Origin of the sequence: Parasedimentitalea psychrophila, from assembly GCF_030285785.1 — a bacterium.
Lineage (GTDB): Bacteria > Pseudomonadota > Alphaproteobacteria > Rhodobacterales > Rhodobacteraceae > Parasedimentitalea > Parasedimentitalea psychrophila.
This window is the reverse complement of sequence record NZ_CP127247.1, coordinates 477,378-499,046: the sequence shown is the minus strand read 5'-3', so window position 1 is coordinate 499,046 and position 21,669 is coordinate 477,378. Positions and strand designations below refer to the sequence as shown.

General features: G+C 54.8%; 17 protein-coding genes and 2 pseudogenes. 17 read left to right on the top strand and 2 right to left on the bottom strand.

Annotation, left to right across the window (positions count from 1 at the left end; translation table 11 throughout):
• The first annotated feature begins 7 nt into the window (after positions 1 to 7).
• From QPJ95_RS02480 to QPJ95_RS02445, 8 genes and pseudogenes are all read left to right on the top strand, one after another.
• Entirely contained in the window at positions 8 to 976 is a 969-nt protein-coding gene (locus QPJ95_RS02480) for an ABC transporter ATP-binding protein (RefSeq protein ID WP_270918242.1), read from the top strand.
• Positions 973 to 2,007, top strand: a complete 1,035-nt coding sequence (locus QPJ95_RS02475) for an ABC transporter ATP-binding protein (protein ID WP_270918241.1) — start codon at positions 973 to 975, stop codon at positions 2,005 to 2,007. The genes QPJ95_RS02480 and QPJ95_RS02475 overlap by 4 nt, the downstream gene beginning before the upstream one ends.
• Positions 2,008 to 2,009: 2 nt before the next feature.
• Positions 2,010 to 2,645 (top strand): flavin reductase family protein, encoded by a 636-nt coding sequence (locus QPJ95_RS02470; protein WP_270918240.1) that lies wholly within the window; start codon positions 2,010 to 2,012, stop codon positions 2,643 to 2,645.
• Entirely contained in the window at positions 2,642 to 3,379 is a 738-nt protein-coding gene (locus QPJ95_RS02465; protein WP_270918239.1) for an aspartate/glutamate racemase family protein, read from the top strand. Before QPJ95_RS02470 ends, QPJ95_RS02465 begins: the two co-directional genes overlap by 4 nt.
• Before the next feature lie 48 nt (positions 3,380 to 3,427).
• A complete protein-coding gene (locus QPJ95_RS02460) occupies positions 3,428 to 4,594 on the top strand; it encodes an amidohydrolase family protein (protein WP_390923760.1) in 1,167 nt (388 codons plus the stop codon).
• Positions 4,591 to 6,096, top strand: a complete 1,506-nt coding sequence (locus QPJ95_RS02455; protein WP_270918237.1) for a chlorohydrolase family protein — start codon at positions 4,591 to 4,593, stop codon at positions 6,094 to 6,096. Before QPJ95_RS02460 ends, QPJ95_RS02455 begins: the two co-directional genes overlap by 4 nt.
• 42 nt (positions 6,097 to 6,138) lie before the next feature.
• Positions 6,139 to 6,552: pseudogene (locus QPJ95_RS02450) on the top strand (DDE-type integrase/transposase/recombinase); the annotation flags it as partial.
• A gap of 131 nt (positions 6,553 to 6,683) precedes the next feature.
• Positions 6,684 to 7,704: pseudogene (locus QPJ95_RS02445) on the top strand (IS110 family transposase).
• A 343-nt stretch (positions 7,705 to 8,047) separates the two neighbouring features.
• Here the strand turns inward: QPJ95_RS02445 and QPJ95_RS02440 are convergent.
• On the bottom strand, positions 8,048 to 10,411 hold the full coding sequence (locus QPJ95_RS02440; protein WP_286018236.1) for a PIG-L family deacetylase: 2,364 nt from the start codon (positions 10,409 to 10,411) through the stop codon (positions 8,048 to 8,050).
• Between the two features lie 26 nt (positions 10,412 to 10,437).
• Positions 10,438 to 11,607 (bottom strand): ROK family transcriptional regulator, encoded by a 1,170-nt coding sequence (locus QPJ95_RS02435; RefSeq protein WP_270918236.1) that lies wholly within the window; start codon positions 11,605 to 11,607, stop codon positions 10,438 to 10,440.
• Positions 11,608 to 11,733: 126 nt separating this feature from the next.
• On the opposite strand from QPJ95_RS02435, the gene QPJ95_RS02430 reads away from it, so the two are divergent.
• The 9 genes from QPJ95_RS02430 to QPJ95_RS02390 all read left to right on the top strand — a co-directional run bounded on the left by QPJ95_RS02430 (position 11,734) and on the right by QPJ95_RS02390 (position 21,668).
• On the top strand, positions 11,734 to 12,993 hold the full coding sequence (locus QPJ95_RS02430) for an extracellular solute-binding protein (RefSeq protein ID WP_270918235.1): 1,260 nt from the start codon (positions 11,734 to 11,736) through the stop codon (positions 12,991 to 12,993).
• Positions 12,994 to 13,060: 67 nt separating this feature from the next.
• The gene (locus tag QPJ95_RS02425) at positions 13,061 to 13,954 is read left to right on the top strand and encodes a carbohydrate ABC transporter permease (RefSeq protein WP_270918234.1); all 894 of its coding nucleotides are present in this window, start codon (positions 13,061 to 13,063) and stop codon (positions 13,952 to 13,954) included.
• 43 nt (positions 13,955 to 13,997) lie between these two features.
• A complete protein-coding gene (locus QPJ95_RS02420; protein ID WP_390923758.1) occupies positions 13,998 to 14,834 on the top strand; it encodes a carbohydrate ABC transporter permease in 837 nt (278 codons plus the stop codon).
• Positions 14,831 to 16,315 (top strand): argininosuccinate lyase, encoded by a 1,485-nt coding sequence (gene argH / locus QPJ95_RS02415; RefSeq protein WP_270918232.1) that lies wholly within the window; start codon positions 14,831 to 14,833, stop codon positions 16,313 to 16,315. The genes QPJ95_RS02420 and argH overlap by 4 nt, the downstream gene beginning before the upstream one ends.
• A 3-nt stretch (positions 16,316 to 16,318) precedes the next feature.
• Positions 16,319 to 17,377: an ABC transporter ATP-binding protein gene (locus QPJ95_RS02410; protein ID WP_270918231.1), complete on the top strand. Its 1,059-nt coding sequence runs from the start codon at positions 16,319 to 16,321 to the stop codon at positions 17,375 to 17,377.
• Positions 17,378 to 17,454: 77 nt separating this feature from the next.
• A complete protein-coding gene (locus tag QPJ95_RS02405) occupies positions 17,455 to 18,258 on the top strand; it encodes a carbohydrate kinase family protein (RefSeq protein ID WP_270918230.1) in 804 nt (267 codons plus the stop codon).
• Positions 18,259 to 18,795: 537 nt separating this feature from the next.
• Positions 18,796 to 19,644, top strand: coding sequence for a hypothetical protein (locus QPJ95_RS02400; RefSeq protein WP_270918229.1), 849 nt, complete (start codon positions 18,796 to 18,798; stop codon positions 19,642 to 19,644).
• Positions 19,645 to 19,663: 19 nt separating this feature from the next.
• Complete coding sequence (locus QPJ95_RS02395) at positions 19,664 to 20,743, top strand: SIS domain-containing protein (protein WP_270918228.1); 1,080 nt, start codon at positions 19,664 to 19,666, stop codon at positions 20,741 to 20,743.
• Complete coding sequence (locus tag QPJ95_RS02390) at positions 20,724 to 21,668, top strand: ROK family protein (RefSeq protein WP_270918227.1); 945 nt, start codon at positions 20,724 to 20,726, stop codon at positions 21,666 to 21,668. The genes QPJ95_RS02395 and QPJ95_RS02390 overlap by 20 nt, the downstream gene beginning before the upstream one ends.
• The last annotated feature ends 1 nt before the right edge of the window (position 21,669 follow it).

Sequence of the window (21,669 nt, the reverse complement as noted above, 5' to 3'; positions counted from 1 at the left end):
GTAACCCATGAGCCTTCTGAGTATCGAAGACATTGTTGTTGAATTCCCGACTCGCCGCGGCCCGCTTGAAGCTGTCAAAAATCTGACGTTGAACCTTGAAGAAGGACAAATTCTTGGTCTGGTCGGTGAATCCGGCGCTGGTAAATCCATCACAGCGGCCGCAATCACTGGATTGATTGAACCACCAGGCTATATCCGCGCCGGCCAAATTCTGCTGGATGGGAAACGCATCGACAACTTGCCACGCGAACAGATGCGGCGCATCCGAGGCCGCCAGATAGGGTCAATCTTCCAGGACCCGCTGACCAGCCTTAACCCGGTTTACACCGTCGGTGAACAGTTGGTCGACACGATGCAAGTGAATCTTGGCCTGAGCAAAAAAGAAGCCAGAGTGCGCGGAATTAAATGGCTCACGGACGTTGGCATTCCGGCCCCGGAACTGCGGTTTAACCAGTATCCGCACCAGTTTTCCGGCGGCATGCGGCAACGGGTTGTGATTGCACTGGCGCTTTGTTCTGAACCAAAACTTATCATCGCGGATGAACCTACGACGGCACTTGATGTCTCGGTTCAGGCCCAGATCCTTGCCCTTCTGCGGCGGCTCTGCCGAGAGCACAACACGGCCGTTGTCTTGGTCACACACGATATGGGAGTGATTGCCGAAACCGCCGACAGGGTGGTGGTGATGTATGCAGGACGGCTTGTCGAAATTGGCGATGTGGCACAAGTCATCAAAGCGCCGCTACACCCCTATTCCAGAGGTCTGATGAACTCGATCCCGCAAGTGGGCGCCCCGGCCCATCGGTTGACCCAAATCGCTGGCGCTATGCCCGGCCTGCGCAACCCCGCCCCCGGATGTGCCTTTGCGCCACGCTGTTCAAAAGCTATGGAAATATGCTCTGTATCCCGCCCATCAATAACACTTAAGGGCGACACCCGTGTTGCCTGTTTCCTATATGAGGGGGATGAACAATGACGACTACCAATAGGGACCCCCTGCTGAAGGTCGATGGCATTAGCAAACGGTTTGACGTCTCGGCACCGCTGCTGAACCGTCTGCTTGAAGGCAAGCAGCGTCAGACGCTCACTGCTGTGGATCAGGTCAGTTTCGACGTCCCCAAAGGATCGACATTTGCCATTGTCGGGGAATCCGGATGCGGAAAGTCCACCGTCGCGCGACTATTGATGGGGCTTTATCAGACCGACGAGGGCGAAATCACCTTTGACGGGCAGGCAATTGGTCAGATGCCCGCCGGCAAGCCGCCGGAATTGCGGCGACGGATGCAGATGATATTTCAGGACCCCTACGCCTCGTTGAACCCGCGTTGGCGGGTTCGCGATATCATTGGCGAGCCTTTGCGTAATTTCGGTATTTGCAAAACCAATGCCGAAGTTGAACAGGCCGTCGGGAAACTGCTGTCGCAGGTTGGCCTGCAACCCGCCGATGGCGCGAAATTCCCTCATGAATTTTCCGGTGGTCAGCGCCAACGCCTGTCGATCGCCCGAGCGCTTACGACAAAGCCCGAGTTGCTGATCTGTGATGAGCCGACTTCGGCCCTTGACGTGAGTGTTCAGAGCCAAATTCTGAATTTGATGAAGGACTTGCAGGACGAATTCGGTCTGAGCTATGTTTTCATCAGCCATGACCTTGCCGTGGTCTGGTTCATGGCTGAATATCTGGCGGTGATGTATTTGGGTCGGATTGTCGAGATCGGCCCGCGCGAGCAGATATTCCACAATCCGCAACACCCCTACACCCGGTTGCTGATGGAGACCGTGCCGAAACTGGATGTGGGGGCGCCTGAACATGAGCCAGTGGCGGGTGAAGTCCCCAACCCGATATCACCCCCATCAGGGTGCACCTTCCACCCACGCTGTGTGTTTGCCAATGATCGCTGCAAACAAACGGCCCCAACCCTTGCGACGCGCAGTGATGGTGCGCGTTCAGCTTGCCATGCCGCTGATGAAGGGCGTTTGCCCTATTGGTCCCTGCAGGCGGCGGAGTAGATATGGATTTTGATTTCACCCAGCTTCCTGCCGAAGACCGCTACCGGTTACTGGTCAGTTTTATCGTTCCGCGACCGATTGCGCTGGTCACGACATTGTCACCCGCCGGAGTGCCAAACGCCGCCCCAATGAGCTTTTTCAACGTTTTTTCGCAAGAGCCGCCGATCATCATTCTTGGTATTCAGTCACGTCCTGACGGGACGAAAAAGGATACAGTCGTAAATATTGAAGAGGATGGCGAATTCGTCGTCAATATGGTGGACCTGAGTTTGTCAGAGGCGATGATCGACTGCGGTGTAAGCTATGAACCTGATGTGGACGAGATTGCCACTGCGGGGCTGACATGGGTGCCGGCGCAACAGGTGCGGGGCGGTCGGATTGCCGAGAGTCCCTGCGCAATGGAATGCAAGGTGGTTGAAACCATCCGTTATGACCGCCGCTCGATCATTCTTGGGCAAGTCTTGCAGATGCATGTTCGTGACGACTGCATGCACGAAAACGGCCGCCATGTGCGCCCCGACGTCTATCAGCCGATCGCCCGGCTTCATGCCGACAACTACATTGTGTCGGACAACCAATTCCAACTAAAGCCCCCGACCGAGCCCAGGCCCGGAATTAAAGCGAGCGGTACTGTATGAAACTCCACGTCATTAACCCAAACTCGTCCGCGTCAATGACGGATGGAATCCGTCGTACTGCCATTGCCGCCTGTAGCCCGGGCACAAAAATCATCGCCCAATCTGCCTTTGGCACCCCCGCGAGCATCGAAGGCTACGCCGACGAAGCGCGCTCAGTTGCTGCGATGCTCGACGCTGTCATCGAAGCCGAGCGCAATGGAGCGGTGGCGCATATTATTGCCTGCTTTGACGATCCTGGCCTTGATGCGGCGCGCGAAGTGGCCCTCGGGCCGGTGATTGGTCTGTGCGAAGCAGCCTTCATCGCCGCGGCGGGCATTGCCAAACGCTATTCCGTGGTCACGACACTGCCGCGCTCGATTCCGATCATCGAAGAGCTGGCGGACCGGTACGGAACCGGGCGTGGACTGCGCAGCATTCGAGCCGCCGATGTCCCGGTGCTGGATCTGGAATGCCAGTCCGAGCAGGCGGTCAGGAAAGTAGCCGAGACTATGCGTCTGGCGGTTGCCGAAGACGGCGCCGAAGCAGTGATCCTTGGCTGTGCCGGAATGAGCACGCATCTGGAAACCCTATCAGCCGCGGCAGGCGTGCCCGTGATCGACGGTCTTGCCTTCTCCGTTTGCATGGCCGAGGCGTTCGTGAACGTCGGCCTGCGCACATCTAAAGTTGGCGCCTATGCCTTTCCCCGCCTCAAAAATATCCCCGAAACCCGGCTCGCCAGTATTGGCGAGGTTTGACAGAGATCTCCGATGACCCAACCTTTGTTGATTAGAAACATACGCCCGATGGCTGGCGACAGCGTCGATATCCTGATCGAAAATGGCCGCATCAAGCGAATTGCGTCGGCGATTGAAGCGCCGGGGGTGCAGGTCGAGGACGGCTGCGGCGCCATTGCCATTCCGGGATTGGTCGAGGCTCATACTCACCTCGACAAGACGCTTTGGGGGATGCCCTGGCATAGGCACGAGCAGGGCAAGACTCTTGGCAGCATGATCGCAAATGAACGGAGCCTGCGCCGGGATCTGGACATGGATCCAGCCCGCCAGTCGGCGCGTCATGTGGCCATGACCATGGCCAAGGGGACAACGGCAATTCGCAGCCATGTGGATATCGACACTGACCACGAATTGGCAATGTTTGACGGTGTGGTGGCGACCCGTCAGCGCTATTTGGACGTCATCGACATCGAAATCGTTGCCTTTCCGCAATCGGGCATGATGATCCGCCCTGGCACCGAGGCGCTGATGGACACAGCGCTGGCGAACGGAGCGGATGTGGTGGGAGGGCTCGACCCTTGCGGTATTGACCGTGACCCCAAAGGCCATCTGGACGCTGTTTTTGCCCTGGCTGAAAAACACGGAAAACCCATAGACATCCACTTGCATGAGCCGGGCGAGATGGGGGCATTCAGCCTTGAAATGATCCTTGAGCGGACCGAATCTATGGCCATGCAGGGCAGGGTCACCGTCAGCCACGCCTTTTGTCTCGGCATGCCCGATCAAGCGCGGGTGCAGGGATTGATGGAATGGATTGCGCGCCTCGATGTTTCGCTGGCAACGACCGCGCCGCCCTCGCGCCCGGTGCCATCTGTCGCTGCATGTCGTGACCTGGGCATTGCGATCTGTGCCGGATCTGACGGCATCCGCGACACCTGGACCCCCTATGGCAACGGCGACATGCTGGAGCGCGCTATGCTGGTGGGGCTGCGCAATAATTTCCGGGCCGATGAGGAAGTCGGTTGGGCCCTGGAGACCTGCACCACCCAAGGCGCGCGGGTTATGGGGCTTGATGGATATGGCTTGATTGAAGGGGGATCCGCCGATTTGGTGCTGATTGACGGTCTCGGCCTGTCTGACATCGTCGCATTGCGGCCAGAACGGCGGCTTGTGGTCTCCAAAGGGCGGATCGTTGCGCGAAACGGCGTCGTTGAGACGGAGTATCAACCGGCATGAAGCGGATTTTGATGACGGCCGATTGGGTTGTTGGTCACCAAGACGGTGCCCATTGCATGTACCGCAATGGCGTGGTCGTGGTTGAGGGCGACAAGGTCCTGCATGTGGGCTACCAATTTGACGGTGACGTTGCCGAAACGGTCGAATTCGGCGCCGCCCTGATTGGTCCCGGCTTTGTCGATCTGGATGCCCTTGGTGATCTCGACACCACGGTTCTGGGATACGACAATCAACCGCCCGAACGAAAAGGCCGCGTCTGGCCACAAAGTTATATCGATGCCGGGCCCAGGGAAATGTATTCCCCGGACGAACTGGCTTTTCAAAAGCGCTATGCATTCAGCCGGTTGATTAGGAACGGGATCACCACGGCGCTGCCGATCGCCTCGCTGTTCTATCGTGCCTGGGGTGAGACCTACGAAGAGTTTGCTCAGGCCGCACAGGCCGCAGAAGAGCTCGGACTCCGGGTTTATCTTGGCCCTGCCTACCGAACCGGAAACCTGGTTGTCGACGACGTCAGTGGAGATATTTCATTTCACTATGATGAAGAAAAAGGGTTGGCCGGCCTTGCGCAAGCCGAGCGATTTGCTGAACAGTTCGAGGGCCGCGCCAAGGGTCTGATCCGCACCATGCTTGCCCCTGATCGAATTGAGACCTGCACGCCCGAACTGCTTTTGCGCACCGGCGAGCTTGGTCGTGCGCTGGATATACCTGTCAGGCTGCACTGCTGCCAAAGCCGGATGGAATATGACAAGGTTCTGGCCCAACACGGTAAAAGTCCGCTGGAGTTGCTGCGCGATGTGCATTTCTTCAATGACAAGACAGTGCTGCCGCACGGCCTTTTCCTGTCTGGACTGAATGGAATCGCCTATGACGCGCCCGATACGTCGATCCTGGTGAATTCAGGAGCCGCATTGGCCCATTGCCCATTGGTGATGGCCCGTGGCGGGCGGATCATGAAGTCGTTCCGAAAGTTCCGCGATCTCGGTGTCGGTATCGGACTTGGTACCGACACGCACCCACCGGACATGATCGCCAACATGGCTTTGGGCGTGATGACGGCACGGATTGCCGAAGAAAATCCCGGCGCGGCCACTGCCGCGGATCTATACTCTGCTGCGACGGTCGGCGGGGCCGATGCGCTTGGCCGATCCGACCTTGGTCGTCTTCAACCCGGTTCAGCCGCCGATCTCAATGTGATCCGATTGGACGATCCTGCCATGGGGCAACTCATCGACCCGATCCAGACCATCCTTTTGAACGGCTGTGGCCGCGATGTAAGTGATGTGATGATTGCGGGTGTATTTGTGATGAGAAATCGTGAGATCAACGGTGTCGACAACGCGTCAGCTCAGAAAAAAGCACAAGCGCAATTTGAAGGAATGATGGCAAAATATCCGGAACGAACCCTTGGCCACCCTGATACTTCCGAGATTTTCAGCTCAAGCTTTCCAGCTGGGCCAGTGAGACAAAACTTGGTTGAAGAGGGCAGGCGGCGCACTTAGCGTTTCCAGATGCCCTGGCAGAGGAAATCGACTTGAGGCGGGCAGGCCGTGGATCACGAGGACGAGGTGCTTGAAAGCCATGTCACCAAGCGCCGTGACCGCAAAGCGGCATTGAAATTCCTCAGAAAAACAATGAAGCGCTTTGGTCCGCCACATGTCATTGTGACCGATCTACTGCGGTCTTACGGCGCCGTGATGAAGGTCATCGGCAATGCTGACCGACAAGAAACCGGCCGTTGGCTGAATAACCACGCTGAGAATTCCCACCTTCCGTTTCGACGACGAGAACGGGCAATGCTGCGCTTTCGTCGTATGCGAAGTTTACAGAAATTCGTCTCGGTCCACTCGTCGGCCTGCAACCACTTCAATCAGGAACGCCTCTTTTCTTTATGCGACAGTTTCAGGCTCAACCGCACCGCCGCTCTCGCCAAGTGGTGTCAACTTTGTTCAGTATAGGTTCCTGTTTTTGGCGGTAAACTGAGACCAGTTCGAATTGGTCTGATGGTGTGGACGGCTCCACCGGAACGGCATCGCAATGTGCCATGCTGGTTCTGTTAAGAACCAACAGAGAGAAAGAGCCATCCACAATGTGTATTACAACACTCGGGATTGATCTCGCCAAGTCCGTTTTTCAAATTCACGGCATAGACACAAATGGCGTCGTGGTTTTGCAAAAGAAGCTGCGCCGTGGCGCTGTTCTGAATTTCCTGTCGAAACTGGAACCCTGCTTGATCGGCATGGAGGCCTGTGCCACATCGCATCATTGGGCGCGTGAGATTGCGGCGCTTGGACATGATGTGCGGTTGATCCCGCCCGCCTATGTAAAGCCATACGTCAAACGGCAAAAGAACGATGCTGCAGATGCGGAAGCCATCTGCGAGGCTGTCATGCGACCGAACATGCGGTTCGTGCCCATCAAGACCGAGGAGCAACAGGGCGTTCTTGTGCTGCACCGGTCTCGTGACTTGCTGATGCGACAGCGCACGATGATCCTGAATGCCATCCGTGCGTACTTCGCCGAATTTGGGATCATCGCCGCACAGGGGGCCGAAAGGTTGCTGAACTTGTCATTTGCCTAACAGATGAAGGTGATATCAAATTGCCCGAGACAGCCCTGTCTGCTCTCCAGGCTTTGGCGACACAACTCAACGGCTTGGAACAAGAAGTCCGTAAGATTGAGCGCCAACTTCTGGCGTGGCATCGGCATAACGCTGCGAGCCAACGGCTCGAGACAATCCCGGCTGTCGGCCTTATCACGGCGACAGCGCTAGCTGCCAGCGTGCCCGATCCGACTGTCTTCAAATCCGGCCGACAGTTTGCAGCTTACCTCGGCCTTGGGCCAGACAAAATTCGTCGGGGGGCAAGGATTAGCTCGGGCATTTTTCGAAGATGGGGAACGGCTACCTGCGCCGGTTGCTGGATGTCGGTGCCACCTCCGTCACACGGCAGGCGCCAACCACTGACACCCGAACGGGCGCTTGGGTCCGATCATTCCTGGAGCGCAAGCCGACCCGGATTGTCACCGTCGCCATCGCCGACAAGACCGCCCGTACCGCATGGGCGCTGCTCGCCAAGGGAGAAAGCTACAAGGCCACACCGGCCATCTGAACGAAGGAGGTACATGCGGCGCCTGACTACGCCGCGATGAGATGCAAGGGCAGACGTGAGTGATGATGATCGAAAGGAACCGCCGCCGGGACACCCCGAGGTGCTGTCTGGGCTATAATGCTCGCTGGTCTGATTGGGACCTGGCAAGCGGACTTCATCCACTGCCCGGCAGGCGATTGCGAAGCAATCTGCCGAAAGGGGGGCCAGCGGTTATATGAACCGCAAACAAAGGCCGAACACATTACCGCAACCTGCAACGATCAAAATCAGTTCAAATCAACCCTTGCGCAACCGGAGCCGTCCACACATGACAGCACCATCAATTTTGCAAACGCATCGATGGTCATAAAACGTCCCGTTTTGCCAGCAGGTTGGCCATTATCCGAAAGGCACCCGGAGTGGTTTTTTCCATCTGATGATGTAGGATAAGCGAAGTATGAATGTGCCGGCCCTTGCCAATATCTGCGCAAAGAAGCGCGCCTTGCAAAGGCTGCTCTTTGGGGTCTGCCATTGACAAAATAGGAAGATAAGCCGGATCCCATTGTTTGGCAAAATACAACCCGCGTTCTTTTTGCCAGTTCTCCCAGTCGGCGTCTGTGATTTGGTTTGGACGGGTCATCAGTGGAGAATTTGGTTGCAGAACGTCGACCTTTGCCGTCTCATCTGTAACCCGCCAGCGAAGCGATGGTTGGCCAATTTCAAGCGGTCGGGGTGGGCTGCGGTCCGGATCCCAATTGTCCCATGGCCGGTGGTATAGGGTCAGCAAAGTGCCGCCTCGTTCGCACCATCTATGCAATCGCGGCATTTGCTCCGCCAAACCGTCGCGAAACTTTAGGGCAAAAATTCCAATGACCAAAGTGTCAAACCTTGCAAGCGCGGTGTCACTTTTGAGATTGTCGTCGCTAACGGCAGCAACATCGACGCCCAGCCGGTCGAGCCAATGATCAACCCGATCATTGCCACCGCCAATGTAGCCAACCCGCACATCTGGAAGCGCCACGTGAACGACTTGAATGCTCAATTCTGCCGGGCTGATAACTGCACGTGGATCAATGTGAGAGTATTTGATCTTACGGACTTGCTGCGCAGGTCGGCCATCCAGTAACAGCCCGAGGCTGTATCGGCCTTCGGAGACATCGTCAGGGGCTGTCACAATGAATCCAGTCTCTGTCTTGGTTGCCTGCCAGTGGTCCGGAAGCAAGAGCGAGACCTTTGCCGTTGGCGGAAAAATGTCTTTTACCGCTATCGTCAGCGTGCGATCTGCCACTGCCGAGTTGATAACATCTGCATCGGGGGTGATCGCTGCTGAATAAGCAGGCAGTACAACCGGCGGAGTCTCAAATGCAAACCGGCGGACAATTTGTTCGCCATGCACCACTAGACTTGCCTCGATGCAGGGCAACCTGGGTGTGTCTGGCAGATAGAACGAAGGGTAGGGGTCTGTGACCTGCACATCCACCGTCGTGATGAGCCTGTTTTGATCCTGTGACCACCCCTTCGGCAATGCTGATTTGACAGCGATGGTCTCGACCATGCCTGGACGCAATTCGGTTGTTATCTCAACTCCATCACCCGCATTTAAGTAGGACTTGTCGAGACGGGCATGGACCTGGACACCGGCGGCAATTGTGATCAAGTGTGATAGCTGCGTCTCTTTGCGGGTCAGTTTGTGCAGAATGTCTCCACGGGCTTGGTCAGGGCAAACCTGGATTGCATCGCGGATGTAGCGCAATGCAGAACAGGCCAGTGGCAGAATTTTCGCCCCATCAGGAAAGGCTGCTATAGCGGCCGTAATATTATTCTGAGCTTCGCGGAGGACAGGGTTCAGCGCAGGCTCATCGATATCAGCCAGAGTGGACGCAAGCCCCGAATGCAGATCTGTGTCGGGTCCAGCAACATGGCTTTGCGCCAAATGGAGTGGCCAGTCCTTTTCGTCGTCCGCTGAAACCCAACGCCCCATTGCCTGGGTCAAATGGAACGCTCGACTCTGCTGTCCGATCCGGGCAAAGCTCCAGCCGGTGTGCGGCTCGACCCCCTTGACCTGGACTGTCAGCGTCACCGGCGGTGGCGGTAGATCGTCGTCATAGGCCTGGCCTGCGCCGGAAAAGGCTGGCAGGTAGAGTTTTCTGACCTGCCAGACCGGTAGGTCGCTTTCTGCGTAGTTCGGATCTGCCGCCAAACTCGTGACTTCGAAGGCGGCTTGGGTCATCGCGCGATGATGCCCATGTTGCCCCGGGACATCCAAGAAGGTCGGACACATGATATCAGGGCGCTCAGTTCGGACGATCTCGACAAACCGCTTTAACAGTCGTTTGTGGCCCCATTTTCCAAGAGTTTCGACTCCAGACTTGGAGAACCCAAAATCGAAAATACTGTCTTGCGGGTCCTCGCAGTGCCAGTACATGCGCATGTTCAGGATATCACAGGCGCGTTCCATTTCGGCCGTGCGCAGGGTGCCCAGTGCCTCACTTGCTTCGGTACCGATATCATTTTGCCCGCCTTCTCCCCGCGTTGAGCAAGCATAGCTAAGGTCAAACCCATCGCGGAAAGACAGTGCCGCCAGTATGTCAGACTTTTCATCGTCGGGGTGTGCGCCGGTACTCATGAACGAAATTACTGACTTCAATGGCACGAGGGCACGCCAAAGCTGCAAAATCTGTGGCGTCAAACGTTCAGCCGCCAGGCGCTCGGGATCGGTCAAAGACATAGGGGCTCCACTGAGATGGGTTTTAATTATAGGTCGGCGGCGTTGGGTGTGAGGCGCCTGTTCAGGATCAACGCAGCAGCCCCTAAAGTGGCAACCAGCCGTCCAGACGCGCCACACTGAAGACGCGGTTGAGAGTTGTCATTCCGCTGGGATACTGATGCGCTGTTCAGGACCACATTGTTTACCAGATGCTGTAGGATTGTCTCGGGCATGGCCCCGCCCAGAATAATGGTACGCGGATCAAAGATGTTTTCGATAATTTGTGTCGCGTGACCCAAGGCATCTGTTGCTGAACGTAACCACGTCATCAGATCAGGGTTCGACTGGACATACAGTGCTTCAAGAGCTTCGAAATCAACGTCTTCCTGGCCTGCCAACTCCAGGTGATGCTGGACTGACATTCTGCTGAGCCGGGTTTCCAGAGGGGCCGAGCCCCGCGGCGTTGGCACTGGGATGTGGCCAATCTCGCCTGCGTTGCCAAACGCACCACGGATCAAGTGACCCTGACTGACCAGCCCAAGGCCAAGTCCACTGCCAAAGTATAAGTACCCAAAACTGCCCAAGCCTTGAGCGCATCCAGATATGCGTTCAGACATGGCAGCGGCGTTGGCGTCGTTGCTGACTTCAATTGGCAGGTTGAGTGCCGTTTGGAACAGTTCAGTTGGATTGACATTTTGCCAGTTGGGTAAATCCGTTTCGCGGCCGGAAAGGCCTGTGGCCCCAAAGGGCCCGGGCATTACGATGCCGGCCCCCAGCAGGCGATCCCTGGCCTTTGGTACAGCTTGCAGTGCCAGATCCCGCAGCCGCGTCACCTCTGGAACGACCGCATCTGGTTGTGCATCACCAATGGTGGAGCGATGGGTAAAAACTGTGTCGCCAAGTAGATCTAACATCGCAGCATAGATCACCGTTGGCCGGATCTCGATGCCCAACGCATACCCACCGGTCGGGTTTATTCCGTATTGCACCGCCGGCAACCCGCGTCCCGCAGAACGCGCGCCTTTTTCTACCAGCATTCCATCCCCAAGCAGGTCGGCAATGATATTACTGACCGCCTGCACGCTCAGGTCTAAACCACGGGCCAATTCCGCCCGTCCCAACTCTCCTGAGTGGTGAATCTTGCCCAACACAGCAATTCTGTTTCGGGTCCGCGAGCGTTCGGCATTGCTGCCCTTTAAGGTGGGTGATGAAGTCATGTCAGAGCATTAACTCAAATAACTTGATAATTCAAGCAAGTTGAGTTAATACGGTTTCCAGAACAGCGAAATGATGCACACCTCCGGTATTATCGCGGAGCCAGACACGCAACTTGGAGAAAGCCCATGATGAAGACATTCAAAGGATTGGTCGTCGCCAGCCTGACAGCATCCTCAGCACTGCTTGCCTCTTCGGCCACTGCAGACGTTGAGATTCAGTATTGGCAATATTATTATGATGCCCGCGTAACGGCGATGGAGCAGCTGATTGAGGGGTTCGAGGCCGAGAACCCTGGTATTACTGTTAAGATGACCCACTTTCCCTACGCAGATTATCGCACCAAAGTTGCTGCCGCCATTCCTGCAGGAGAAGGCCCGGACGTTGTGCAATTGTTCTATGGTTGGTTGAATGACTACATCGCTGCCGACTTGATTCAGCCCCTGCCGGTCGAAGCTTTTTCGCCATCGGAAATCGACAAAGACTTCTTCCCGATGGTTCAGGCGATGAAAAAGGACGGTGCCTATTATGCACTGCCCACAGCCGTACGCAGCTTGGCGCTGTTTTATAACCAGCGCCTGTTTGACGAGGCCGGTATTACTGCACCACCTGCCGATCTGGACGAATTGATCGAGGTTGCAAAAAAGCTGACCAAGCGCGACGGCGCGGGAAATATCACTCAGGTGGGAATTACCACTGGCATGACCGCGCAGGACCATCATTGGTTTCGCGAAGGTTTGATCCGCCAGTTTGGCGGTACGCCGTATAATGATGGCTACGATACTGTGTCCTACAACAGTGAGGCTGGGGCCGCCGCATTGCAGTATTATACTGATCTGGAAAAGCTGCACGGGGTTACAGCCTCGGGCTTTATGGATGAACCCCAAGCCGCGTTTAAAGCGGGCAGGGCAGGAATGCACATCGACGGCTCATTCCGCATTGGGTCGCTTAAGGCAATCCGCGGGTTGAAGTGGGGCGTTGCTGAATTGCCCGCCGCTGTTGATGGGACCCAGTCCAACTATTCCTCTTATTGGGTCAATGCAGTGACCACCAAGGCCGAGGGAGAGAAGTACGAGGCCTCACTAAAGTTCATGTCCTATATCACCTCGGATGCGGCGATGCAGATCTGGCTGGACGTGGTGGGTGAATTGCCGGCAAAACCTTCGGTTGGGCTAACCGAGACCAACGCCAATGATCCTGTTTTTGGGCCATTTATCAAAGGATTAGCCTACGCACACACGACAGTTTTTGCCAACGAAAGCTCGCAGCGGCAGGTATTGGTCGATATGGTGGCACGTACCGATATTGAAAATCAGCCGATTGCCGAAAGTCTGGCCATTGCCGCCGAGGCCGAGCAAAAAATCCTGAACGAATATTACTCCAAGTAAACTTCTCCCCAGGGCCTAGGCTCTGGGGAAGCTCCCTGTTTCTGACCATTTAACAACCGGACATCCGATGAGCATCTATCGCAACCTGACAATCAAACAGAAACAGATTGTCTGGGCCTGGACCTTTTTAGCGGTGCCGGTCGTTTTCTACTCGGTGATCCGGTTTTACCCCACCGGCACGGCAATTCTGATTTCGTTCCAAGACTGGAACTTGCTGGGCGCGCGGACCTGGACCGGTTTTGATAACTATATCAAACTGTGGAATGATCCGGTGTTCTGGAAGGTGTTTCGCAATACCTTCGCCTATCTTCTGATCGGCACACCTGTGTCCTTGGTTCTGTCCTTTGTGATCGCTTATCACTTGGACAAGGTCCGCTTCATGCATGGTTTTATGCGGATGTTGTATTTCCTGCCCTTCATGACAAGTGCGGTGGCCATGGCTTGGGTTTGGCGCTGGTTCTATCAAGCGGTTCCCATTGGATTGTTCAATAATGTCCTGGCCAGCTTTGGGATCGCGCAAATTGAATTTCTGAACTCAACCACAAATGCACTGCCGGCTGTTCTGGCCCCTGCGGTCTGGGCTGGATTGGGGTTTCAGGTGATCATTTTCATGGCTGGTATCCGCGCCATTCCAACTTCTTATTACGAGGCGGCACGCATTGACGGTGTCGGGTGGTGGGTCGTGCTGACACAGATCACTCTGCCGCTGCTGCGCCCGACCATCGTGTTTATTGTGGTGTTTTCGTCGATTGGGTTTTTGCGGATCTTTGACCATGTGTTCAATATGACCACGAACAATCCTGGTGGGCCGCTGAATGCGACAAAACCACTGGTTCTGATGATCTATGATACGGCGTTTAACAGTTTCAATATGGGCTATGCTGCCGCGCAGACCGTGGTGCTGTTCACCATCCTTATGTGTGTCAGTCTGATACAACTGCGCCTGCTGAGGAGCAGCTGACATGAGCACAACAGAAATAATCCGGCCCACCGCAACTGCGGTGATGGCGAAGAAGTCAATATCCGCAAACCGAAACATGGGGCAAATTCTGCGCTGGTTGGTCCTGTTTGGCGGTGGCGTGCTGATGGTGATGCCCATCGCCTATATGATCTCGACCTCGCTGAAGTGGCCGCACGAAGTCTATAATGTGAATCTGATCCCGGTTGAGCCAACTTTAGATAACTACATGTTTGTGCTCGAGGATGGGCGGTTCTACATGTGGTTTATCAACTCGGGTATCATCGCGGTTCTGACCACGATTTCCAATCTGCTGTTTGACAGTCTGGTCGGCTATACCCTGTGCAAATTCAAATTTCCCGGCCGCACTATTGTGTTCATTGCCATCTTGTCAACGCTGATGATCCCTACAGAAATGCTGGTGATCCCGTGGTATTTGATGAGCCAGTCTTTTGGGTGGTTGGATAGCTATTGGGGGATCATGTTCCCCGGTCTTATGACAGGGTTTGGCACCTTCCTGATGAAGCAGTTTTTTGAAACTGTGCCTGACGATTTCATCGAAGCCGCCCGAATTGATGGGCTGAACGAGTTGCAGATTTGGTGGACTGTCGCACTGCCGCTGGTGAAACCAGCCTTGGCGGCCCTGGCGATCTTTGTCTTTTTGGGCAACTGGACCGCATTTTTGTGGCCGCTAATCGTGACCAATTCAACCGAGATGTACACAATTCCGGTTGGCTTGTCCGGCTTTGGTGACGAGGCGGATGTCGCCTGGGAGTTGATCATGACAGGGGCGGCTATTTCGACCATTCCAACTCTCATCGTATTTTTGATTTTCCAACGCTTCATTATTCGCGGCGTTGTTATGGCAGGGCTCAAAGGATGATTGATAAAAGCGTGTTCCCGGATCCCGTCTATAAGGACACTGTGCTTGCGCCTTTGTTCGAAGGGGTCAAGAACAACTATGCAGGCTACATGGGCGCGGTGAACAAGGCGCACCTGGTGATGCTGGTGGAAACTAAGATCTTGTCGTCCGAACAAGGTCGCGATATCGCCAATGCGCTGATCGGGATCGAAGCTGACACTGACATCAGCGGTCTAAGCTATACCGGCGAGTACGAGGATTATTTTTTTCTGGTTGAGGCCGAGTTGCGCCGACGTCTGGGGGATCTTGGGGGCGCCTTGCACACTGCACGCTCCCGCAATGATATGGATCACACGCTGTTCAAGCTGGCGCTGCAAACGCGGGCAGAGGTAATGCTGGCGCAGATCAACAAACTGGCTGCAGAATTGATCGACAAGGCAAAGATAGAGCAAGACACGTTGATCGTCGCCTATACTCATGGTCAACCGGCCCAGCCGACGACCTTTGGCCACTATTTGGCTGCCGTGATCGAGGTTTTGCTGCGTGATGCTGTCCGTCTGAACGCTGCCATTGCCGGGCTAGATCATTGTCCTATGGGGGCCGCGGCGATCACCACCTCAGGATTTCCAATCAATCGCGAGCGTGTGGCCGAGTTACTGGGATTTGCAGGTCCATTGGTCAACTCCTACGGCTGCATCGCCAGTGTTGATTACATCACCGGGCTTTATTCAGCGATCAAGTTGGTGTTTCTCCATCTGGGGCGCGTGGTTCAAGACATGGCCTTTTGGTCGGCCTTCGAGGTTGGCCAGCTATATGTTCCCAATGCTCTGGTCCAGATCAGCTCGATCATGCCGCAAAAACGAAACCCGGTACCGATTGAACACATGCGCCATTTGGCTTCCGTCACCGTGGGACGTTGCGATATGATGGTAAACACAATGCATAACACTCCGTTCACCGATATGAACGACAGCGAAGGTGAAGTGCAACAAGCCGGATATGCTGCCTTTGAGAGTGGTGGCAGAGTTCTGGAATTGCTTGCGGCGTTTCTGCCTGCCTGCGGGATCAATGCAGATCGGGTGGCGCAAACCACCGATGCGGCCTGTATCACCATCACAGAGCTTGCCGATACTCTCGTTCGCGACGAAGGACTTAGCTTCCGCCAAGCCCACGAAGTTGCTGCAATTACAGCAAAATCAGTTATCGAGCGCAAAAGTTCACTCGCACATGGGTTTGCAGATTTCTCAGCTGCCTTTGTTTTTGAAACGGGGAAGGCGGCCTCTCTGACCCAGGCTCAATTTGAAACCGCCGTTTCAGCTCAAGAGTTCGTAGCGCGACGTGATCGAACCGGTGGTCCTGCACCTGCTGCGTTGGAACGGGCGCTACAGGCCAGTTCGGCTGGTCTGACAGCGTTGATTAGCATGCAACACCAGCGGTCTGAGCGCCGAACCAACGCCTCTGTCCAATTGCAACAGGCCTTTACGACCCTTACGGAGCACTGATCTATGGCTAATCTCGCCCTGCGCAACCTTGTGAAATCTTACGGAAAAACTGAAGTGCTCCACGGCATCAATCTAGAGGTTCAGGATGGAGAGTTTGTCGTTTTTGTTGGGCCTTCCGGGTGCGGGAAATCAACAACCTTGCGTTTGATCGCCGGGCTCGAAGAAACCACTTCTGGCACAATCGTCATCGGCGACCGTGAGGTGAATAATTTGGAGCCGAAGGAACGCGATATTGCGATGGTGTTCCAGAATTACGCGATCTATCCGCACATGTCGGTGAAAAAGAATATCGCCTTTGGGTTGCGATCTTCCAAGGCGTCAAAGGCTGCGAAAGAGGAGCGGATACAGGAGGTTGCTACTATTCTTGATATGGTCAACCTGTTGGACCGCAAGCCTTCCCAATTGTCCGGGGGGCAACGCCAGCGGGTGGCCATTGGCCGAGCCATGGTGCGTGATCCAGCCGTGTTTCTGTTTGATGAACCGCTGTCCAATCTGGACGCCCAGCTGCGCACGCAAATGCGATTGGAGATTAAGAAACTACACCAGCGGGTTGGCAACACCATTGTGTTTGTCACCCACGATCAGGTCGAAGCCATGACCATGGCAGATCGGATCGTCATCATGAAGGACGGCGATATCCAACAGGTCGGCACCCCAGAGGAGGTTTATTACAATCCCGCCAATACTTTTGTCGCACAGTTCATCGGAGCGCCGTCCATGAACCTGCTAGCGGCCGAGGCAACATCAGATGGCCTTCGCCTTTCTTCGGGGCAGAGGATCAACACAGACCGTTGGTCAGACTTACATCCGGGCAAAGTTCAGCTTGGCGTGCGGCCGGATGACTTGATGATTGGTGGCGAGTGCATTTTGATTGAGGGGAAAATCACCCTAAGAGAACCTCTGGGATCCGAGACCCTGATTTATGTTTCGACGGAACAGGGTGAACTGATTGCCAGAGCGGATGGAAGGCATCCGCCAGCTGTTGGGGAAAACATTCTGCTGGGGGCCAATCCTGTCGACCTGTACCTGTTTGACGCAGCGGATGGAAAGGCACTTTCATGAGTTCACAAAACGGCGCGTCCGAGATCATCTGTGCCGGGCGGCTCTATTGTGATCTGATCTTCTCAGCGGTTCCTCGCATGCCAACTCTGGGCACCGAAGTCTTTGCCGACGATCTGACGCTGTCTGCGGGTGGCGGAGCATTTATTACAGCTGCAACTCTACAGGCCTTGGGCAAACCTGCGTCCTTGCTGGCGACGCTGCCGGCCGCTCCTTTTGACGAAGTGGTGAAAACGGATATCCAGAATTGTAGCGTCAACGCCAGCCGTTGTCGCCCAGCATCAGAGGGGGGTAGCCCCCAAGTCACGGTCGCAATCGCCAACTCCAAAGACCGCGCTTTTATTAGCCATCAATCGGGTAGGGCAATTCCTGACATTGTAAAAGACAGCCTTAAAGGCATCCGGCACCTCCATATTGGTGAGCTGCGAAGCCTGGTTGAACACCCAAAACTTATTGAACAGGCCCGCTCAGCAGGTCTAACGATTTCTCTCGACTGCGGCTGGGATGACGAAGTGATGGCCGGAGAAATTGATGTTGGAGAAATCATCTCTGCTGTCGATATTTTCTTTCCCAACAGGATAGAGTTTGAGCGGCTCACAGCCCTTGGATTACCAGCGGATGCGACACCTTTGACGGTGGTCAAATGTGGGGCTGACGGTGCTCGAGCGCTTGGTACAGATGGATGGAAAAGCGCCACCTGTGACCCAACGGATGTCATCGACGCAACCGGTGCGGGGGATTCATTTAATGGTGGGTTCTTGTCAGTCTGGCTGGAAAATGGATCGTTGGACCGTTGCCTGAAACGCGGCAATCAATGTGGACATCTTGCGGTTCAATCAAAAGGCGGTATTGGAGCCTATAAACACTGGTGTGAGCTGACATAAATCCACCCTCTTTATGGGTCCTGTCAGAGGAAACTCGGTTGTGAAGGGCAGGGTGGCGATTTAGCTTTTCGGCATGACCAAACACAACCCATTTCGGTATTTTTCGAGTCTGACCACGCGAATCCACACCGCTCCAAGTAATCATAGTTTTCCTCTGACAGTGCCACTATGTCGGAAACCTTCCCATCAGAGAATATGGCCTCAGTGCCGAATGCAATTATCCTGCGAGCGCAGCAATCTGCTTGAATGGCGACACCCCGGATTGGCCGAATTGTCCTTTTCGGATGATATGAAGAACCTCGAATCCTTAGAGGGTGGCGACCGCTGAATGTATCCCCATTTTTTTCTGAGACACTGCCGTCGCGGGGGGGCGTGGGGTAGTTTCGCAACAATTTCTTGTCAACCGTGTAGTTCTATGGACAGATTGGGTGGGGAATTGTAGTTACATAAGAATCGTCCGCCTAGAACGATCAGGTAGGTGACAGTACTGCAAAATATGTAGTTCTATGAAAAAGTCGGTTTAGCCAGTTAAGAGACATGTCAAAAAATAACATCGCTCAACGCATTCAAGAAGACCGCGGATCTCTGACTCGCGCCTTTCGTAAGATCGCTGATTTTTTAGTTGCTGAACCGCAGCAATTCATCAGCAACCCTATTCGAATTTTGTCCGAAAGCATTGGCGTCAGTGAACCCACGATTATTCGCTTTGCACGCCATTATGAATTTCAGGGTCTACCTGATTTGCGACTCGCCTTCGCCATGTCGACGGCCGCAGCGGACAGCAACCTGTCTGCGCACCTCGAACCGCGCCTAAAGGATAAAGAAGTCGTGAACCGCGAAGCTAAGCAAGCAATAGCAAGCAGAGCAGTTGAACTGACAACCAGCGACAACTCGCTTTTGCTTGACTCCGGTTCTACTGCCCAGTTTCTGACGGAACAGCTAGTGGATGCTCCTGCAAAGACCATCATGACAACTAGTCTGAATTCAGTGCTGATTTTGAGGAATTCCAACCAGCATCGCTTGATCATGTCCGGTGGAACTTTGCGCCCGGACGCAATGTCTTTGGCTGGACGTATGGCAGAAACCAATCTGTCCGATATGGCTTTTGACACCGCCTATCTTGGGGTCGACATCATTAACCCCGAACGCGGACTATCGACTTTCAGCGAAGAAGAATCACATTTGAACCGCGCAATGATTCGGGCCAGTAAACGTGTTGTGGTTATGGTAGATTCCAGCAAGTTCGTTGGACCTGCGTTGCACAATATTTGCGATCTTTCAGCGGTAGATATCATCATTTCTGACACATCACTGCCTGCAGATATTTGCTCTGCAATCAAGGGGCGCGGCGTTGATCTGATCCTGGTGGATGTGCCCTCTTACTAGAATTAGTACTGGAACAATCATGACTTTGCATTTTTCAACCGACCGCGAAATCGCAGCGCAACCAGATATCTGGGATCACTGGGCAACAAGACTGCCTGAGATCGCCTCCCAAACCCGCTCATGGATATCCAGCCGTGCGCCAGATGAGATCTGGCTTTGCGGCGCCGGAACGTCCGCCTTTGTGGGTGATTCACTTGCCAGAGCTATGGGCGGTATGTCTATTCCAATGCACAATATTGCCACCACCGATCTAGTTGCGCGTCCTCAGGATTTCTTTCGTCCAGGCCTGCGCCCATTAGTGGTTTCTTTTGGACGCAGCGGCAACAGTTCGGAAAGCATCGGAACGCTGGACCTTCTGGATCGCTTATGCCCTGCAGCGGAGCGGCTAAACATCACTTGCAATAAGGACAGTGCGCTTGCCACGCGGTTACCGAAAGGTACTGGCGAACAGAGGGTCATTACCTTACCGGACGCCTGCCACGATCAAGGCTTTGCAATGACGTCAAGCTACACAACAATGCTTCTGACTGCGCTGGCAGTTCTCGGAGATGATCCGATCCAGACACTGGAGCAAAAAACCAAAACGCTGGCCGCGCATGCACGGACCATTCTGGCGACAGAAATCCACCACGCACGCCCCACGCGCGCGGTCTTTCTTGGGTCGGGCCCATTTCTGGGCACCGCCCGTGAATCTGCATTGAAAGTTCTGGAATTGACCGCCGGGGCTGTCGTCACAGCCTGGGACAGCCCTTTAGGCTTTCGCCATGGGCCCAAAGCGGTCGTGAATGATCAAACTTCGGTTTTTGTATATCTGTCTGCTGATCCGCTGACGCGCAAGTATGACCAGGACATTGTGGATGAAATTCGAGCACAATTCCCAACCATTTCGGTGACGTCAATTGGCTACCCTCTAGCAAGCGCCGAGACCCCTGACATCCTTCTGGGATTTTCCGACGATCTTTGGGCTACTCCGCTGGCAGTCATTGCTGCACAGCGTCTAGCTGTTGCATGGTCTAAATCGCTTGGACTGAATGTCGATGACCCTTTTTCAGGACGCAACCTTACTCGTGTGGTGTCACATGTCCAGCTTTACACCTGACCCTTGTGCCGGTTGGGTCGGCGGGATTGATCTGGGTGGCACCAAAATTGAAGCCGTCCTGTTTGACAGCGCTCTCTCCCGAAAAACCCTCCGTCGGCGTATTACACCCCGCGACAACTACTCCGATCTACTGGATGCATTGGCGGAAGAAGTGGCTTGGTTGCGTAGTCAATCAGGGCGGCCCGATTTGCCTGTGGGCATCGGCGTGCCCGGACTGATAAATCGCCAAACCGGCATTTCAGTTACCGCGAATTTGCCTGCAAATGGCCACCCACTTGCGCAAGATCTCGCGCAAAAAGCCGGTGGTAAAATTGTCGCGGCAAATGACTGTAAATGTTTCACCTTATCCGAGGCTAATGGCGGTGCTGGAGAGGGACATGAGCACGTGTTCGGGCTGATTTTAGGCACTGGGCTGGGCGGTGGCTATTGTCTGAACGGTCAGTTGATTTTGGGCCGGAATGACCTGCCGGGCGAAGTCGGTCACTATGGGCTCCCTGCGTATTTGGTTGCAACACATCAGTTGCCTCTACTGCCCTGCGGCTGTGGCCGGGTTGGCTGCGTTGAAACGCTGATTTCAGGTACCGGTATAGCGCAGATTGCTAAGACAGTTACCGGCATCGCGCTATCAGCTGAACAAGTAGCGGCAGACCCAAGCGAACCTGGAAACGTCAAAACATTACAGATCTGGTCCGAACTGACAGCGGAGCTTTTGCACACGATCCAACTGCATTTAGATCCGGACTGCATTGTTCTGGGCGGTGGGTTGTCCAATATCGATGAAGTGGACATCATTTTGAGTAAAGCGCTGGATCGCATCGCTCTTCCCTCTGTTCGCCGCCCTGCCATCGTAAAACCTGCCTTTGGCGACAGCAGCGGAAGCCGCGGAGCAGCTTTGTTGGCGTACGGCCTCACTAGGAAAGACTAAA

What these genes read in the sequence shown, in the direction of transcription:
- QPJ95_RS02420 (WP_390923758.1), top strand. Translation starts at nt 13,998, where the DNA reads ATGGCGAAGAAGTCAATATCCGCAAACCGAAACATGGGGCAAATTCTG.
- QPJ95_RS02405 (WP_270918230.1), top strand. Translation starts at nt 17,455, where the DNA reads ATGCCAACTCTGGGCACCGAAGTCTTTGCCGACGATCTGACGCTGTCT.
- QPJ95_RS02460 (WP_390923760.1), top strand. Translation starts at nt 3,428, where the DNA reads ATGGCTGGCGACAGCGTCGATATCCTGATCGAAAATGGCCGCATCAAG.
- QPJ95_RS02390 (WP_270918227.1), top strand. Translation starts at nt 20,724, where the DNA reads ATGTCCAGCTTTACACCTGACCCTTGTGCCGGTTGGGTCGGCGGGATT.
- QPJ95_RS02435 (WP_270918236.1), bottom strand. Translation starts at nt 11,607, where the DNA reads ATGACTTCATCACCCACCTTAAAGGGCAGCAATGCCGAACGCTCGCGG.
- QPJ95_RS02440 (WP_286018236.1), bottom strand. Translation starts at nt 10,411, where the DNA reads ATGTCTTTGACCGATCCCGAGCGCCTGGCGGCTGAACGTTTGACGCCA.
- argH (WP_270918232.1), top strand. Translation starts at nt 14,831, where the DNA reads ATGATTGATAAAAGCGTGTTCCCGGATCCCGTCTATAAGGACACTGTG.
- QPJ95_RS02475 (WP_270918241.1), top strand. Translation starts at nt 973, where the DNA reads ATGACGACTACCAATAGGGACCCCCTGCTGAAGGTCGATGGCATTAGC.
- QPJ95_RS02430 (WP_270918235.1), top strand. Translation starts at nt 11,734, where the DNA reads ATGATGAAGACATTCAAAGGATTGGTCGTCGCCAGCCTGACAGCATCC.
- QPJ95_RS02480 (WP_270918242.1), top strand. Translation starts at nt 8, where the DNA reads ATGAGCCTTCTGAGTATCGAAGACATTGTTGTTGAATTCCCGACTCGC.
- QPJ95_RS02470 (WP_270918240.1), top strand. Translation starts at nt 2,010, where the DNA reads ATGGATTTTGATTTCACCCAGCTTCCTGCCGAAGACCGCTACCGGTTA.
- QPJ95_RS02455 (WP_270918237.1), top strand. Translation starts at nt 4,591, where the DNA reads ATGAAGCGGATTTTGATGACGGCCGATTGGGTTGTTGGTCACCAAGAC.
- QPJ95_RS02395 (WP_270918228.1), top strand. Translation starts at nt 19,664, where the DNA reads ATGACTTTGCATTTTTCAACCGACCGCGAAATCGCAGCGCAACCAGAT.
- QPJ95_RS02410 (WP_270918231.1), top strand. Translation starts at nt 16,319, where the DNA reads ATGGCTAATCTCGCCCTGCGCAACCTTGTGAAATCTTACGGAAAAACT.
- QPJ95_RS02465 (WP_270918239.1), top strand. Translation starts at nt 2,642, where the DNA reads ATGAAACTCCACGTCATTAACCCAAACTCGTCCGCGTCAATGACGGAT.
- QPJ95_RS02400 (WP_270918229.1), top strand. Translation starts at nt 18,796, where the DNA reads ATGTCAAAAAATAACATCGCTCAACGCATTCAAGAAGACCGCGGATCT.
- QPJ95_RS02425 (WP_270918234.1), top strand. Translation starts at nt 13,061, where the DNA reads ATGAGCATCTATCGCAACCTGACAATCAAACAGAAACAGATTGTCTGG.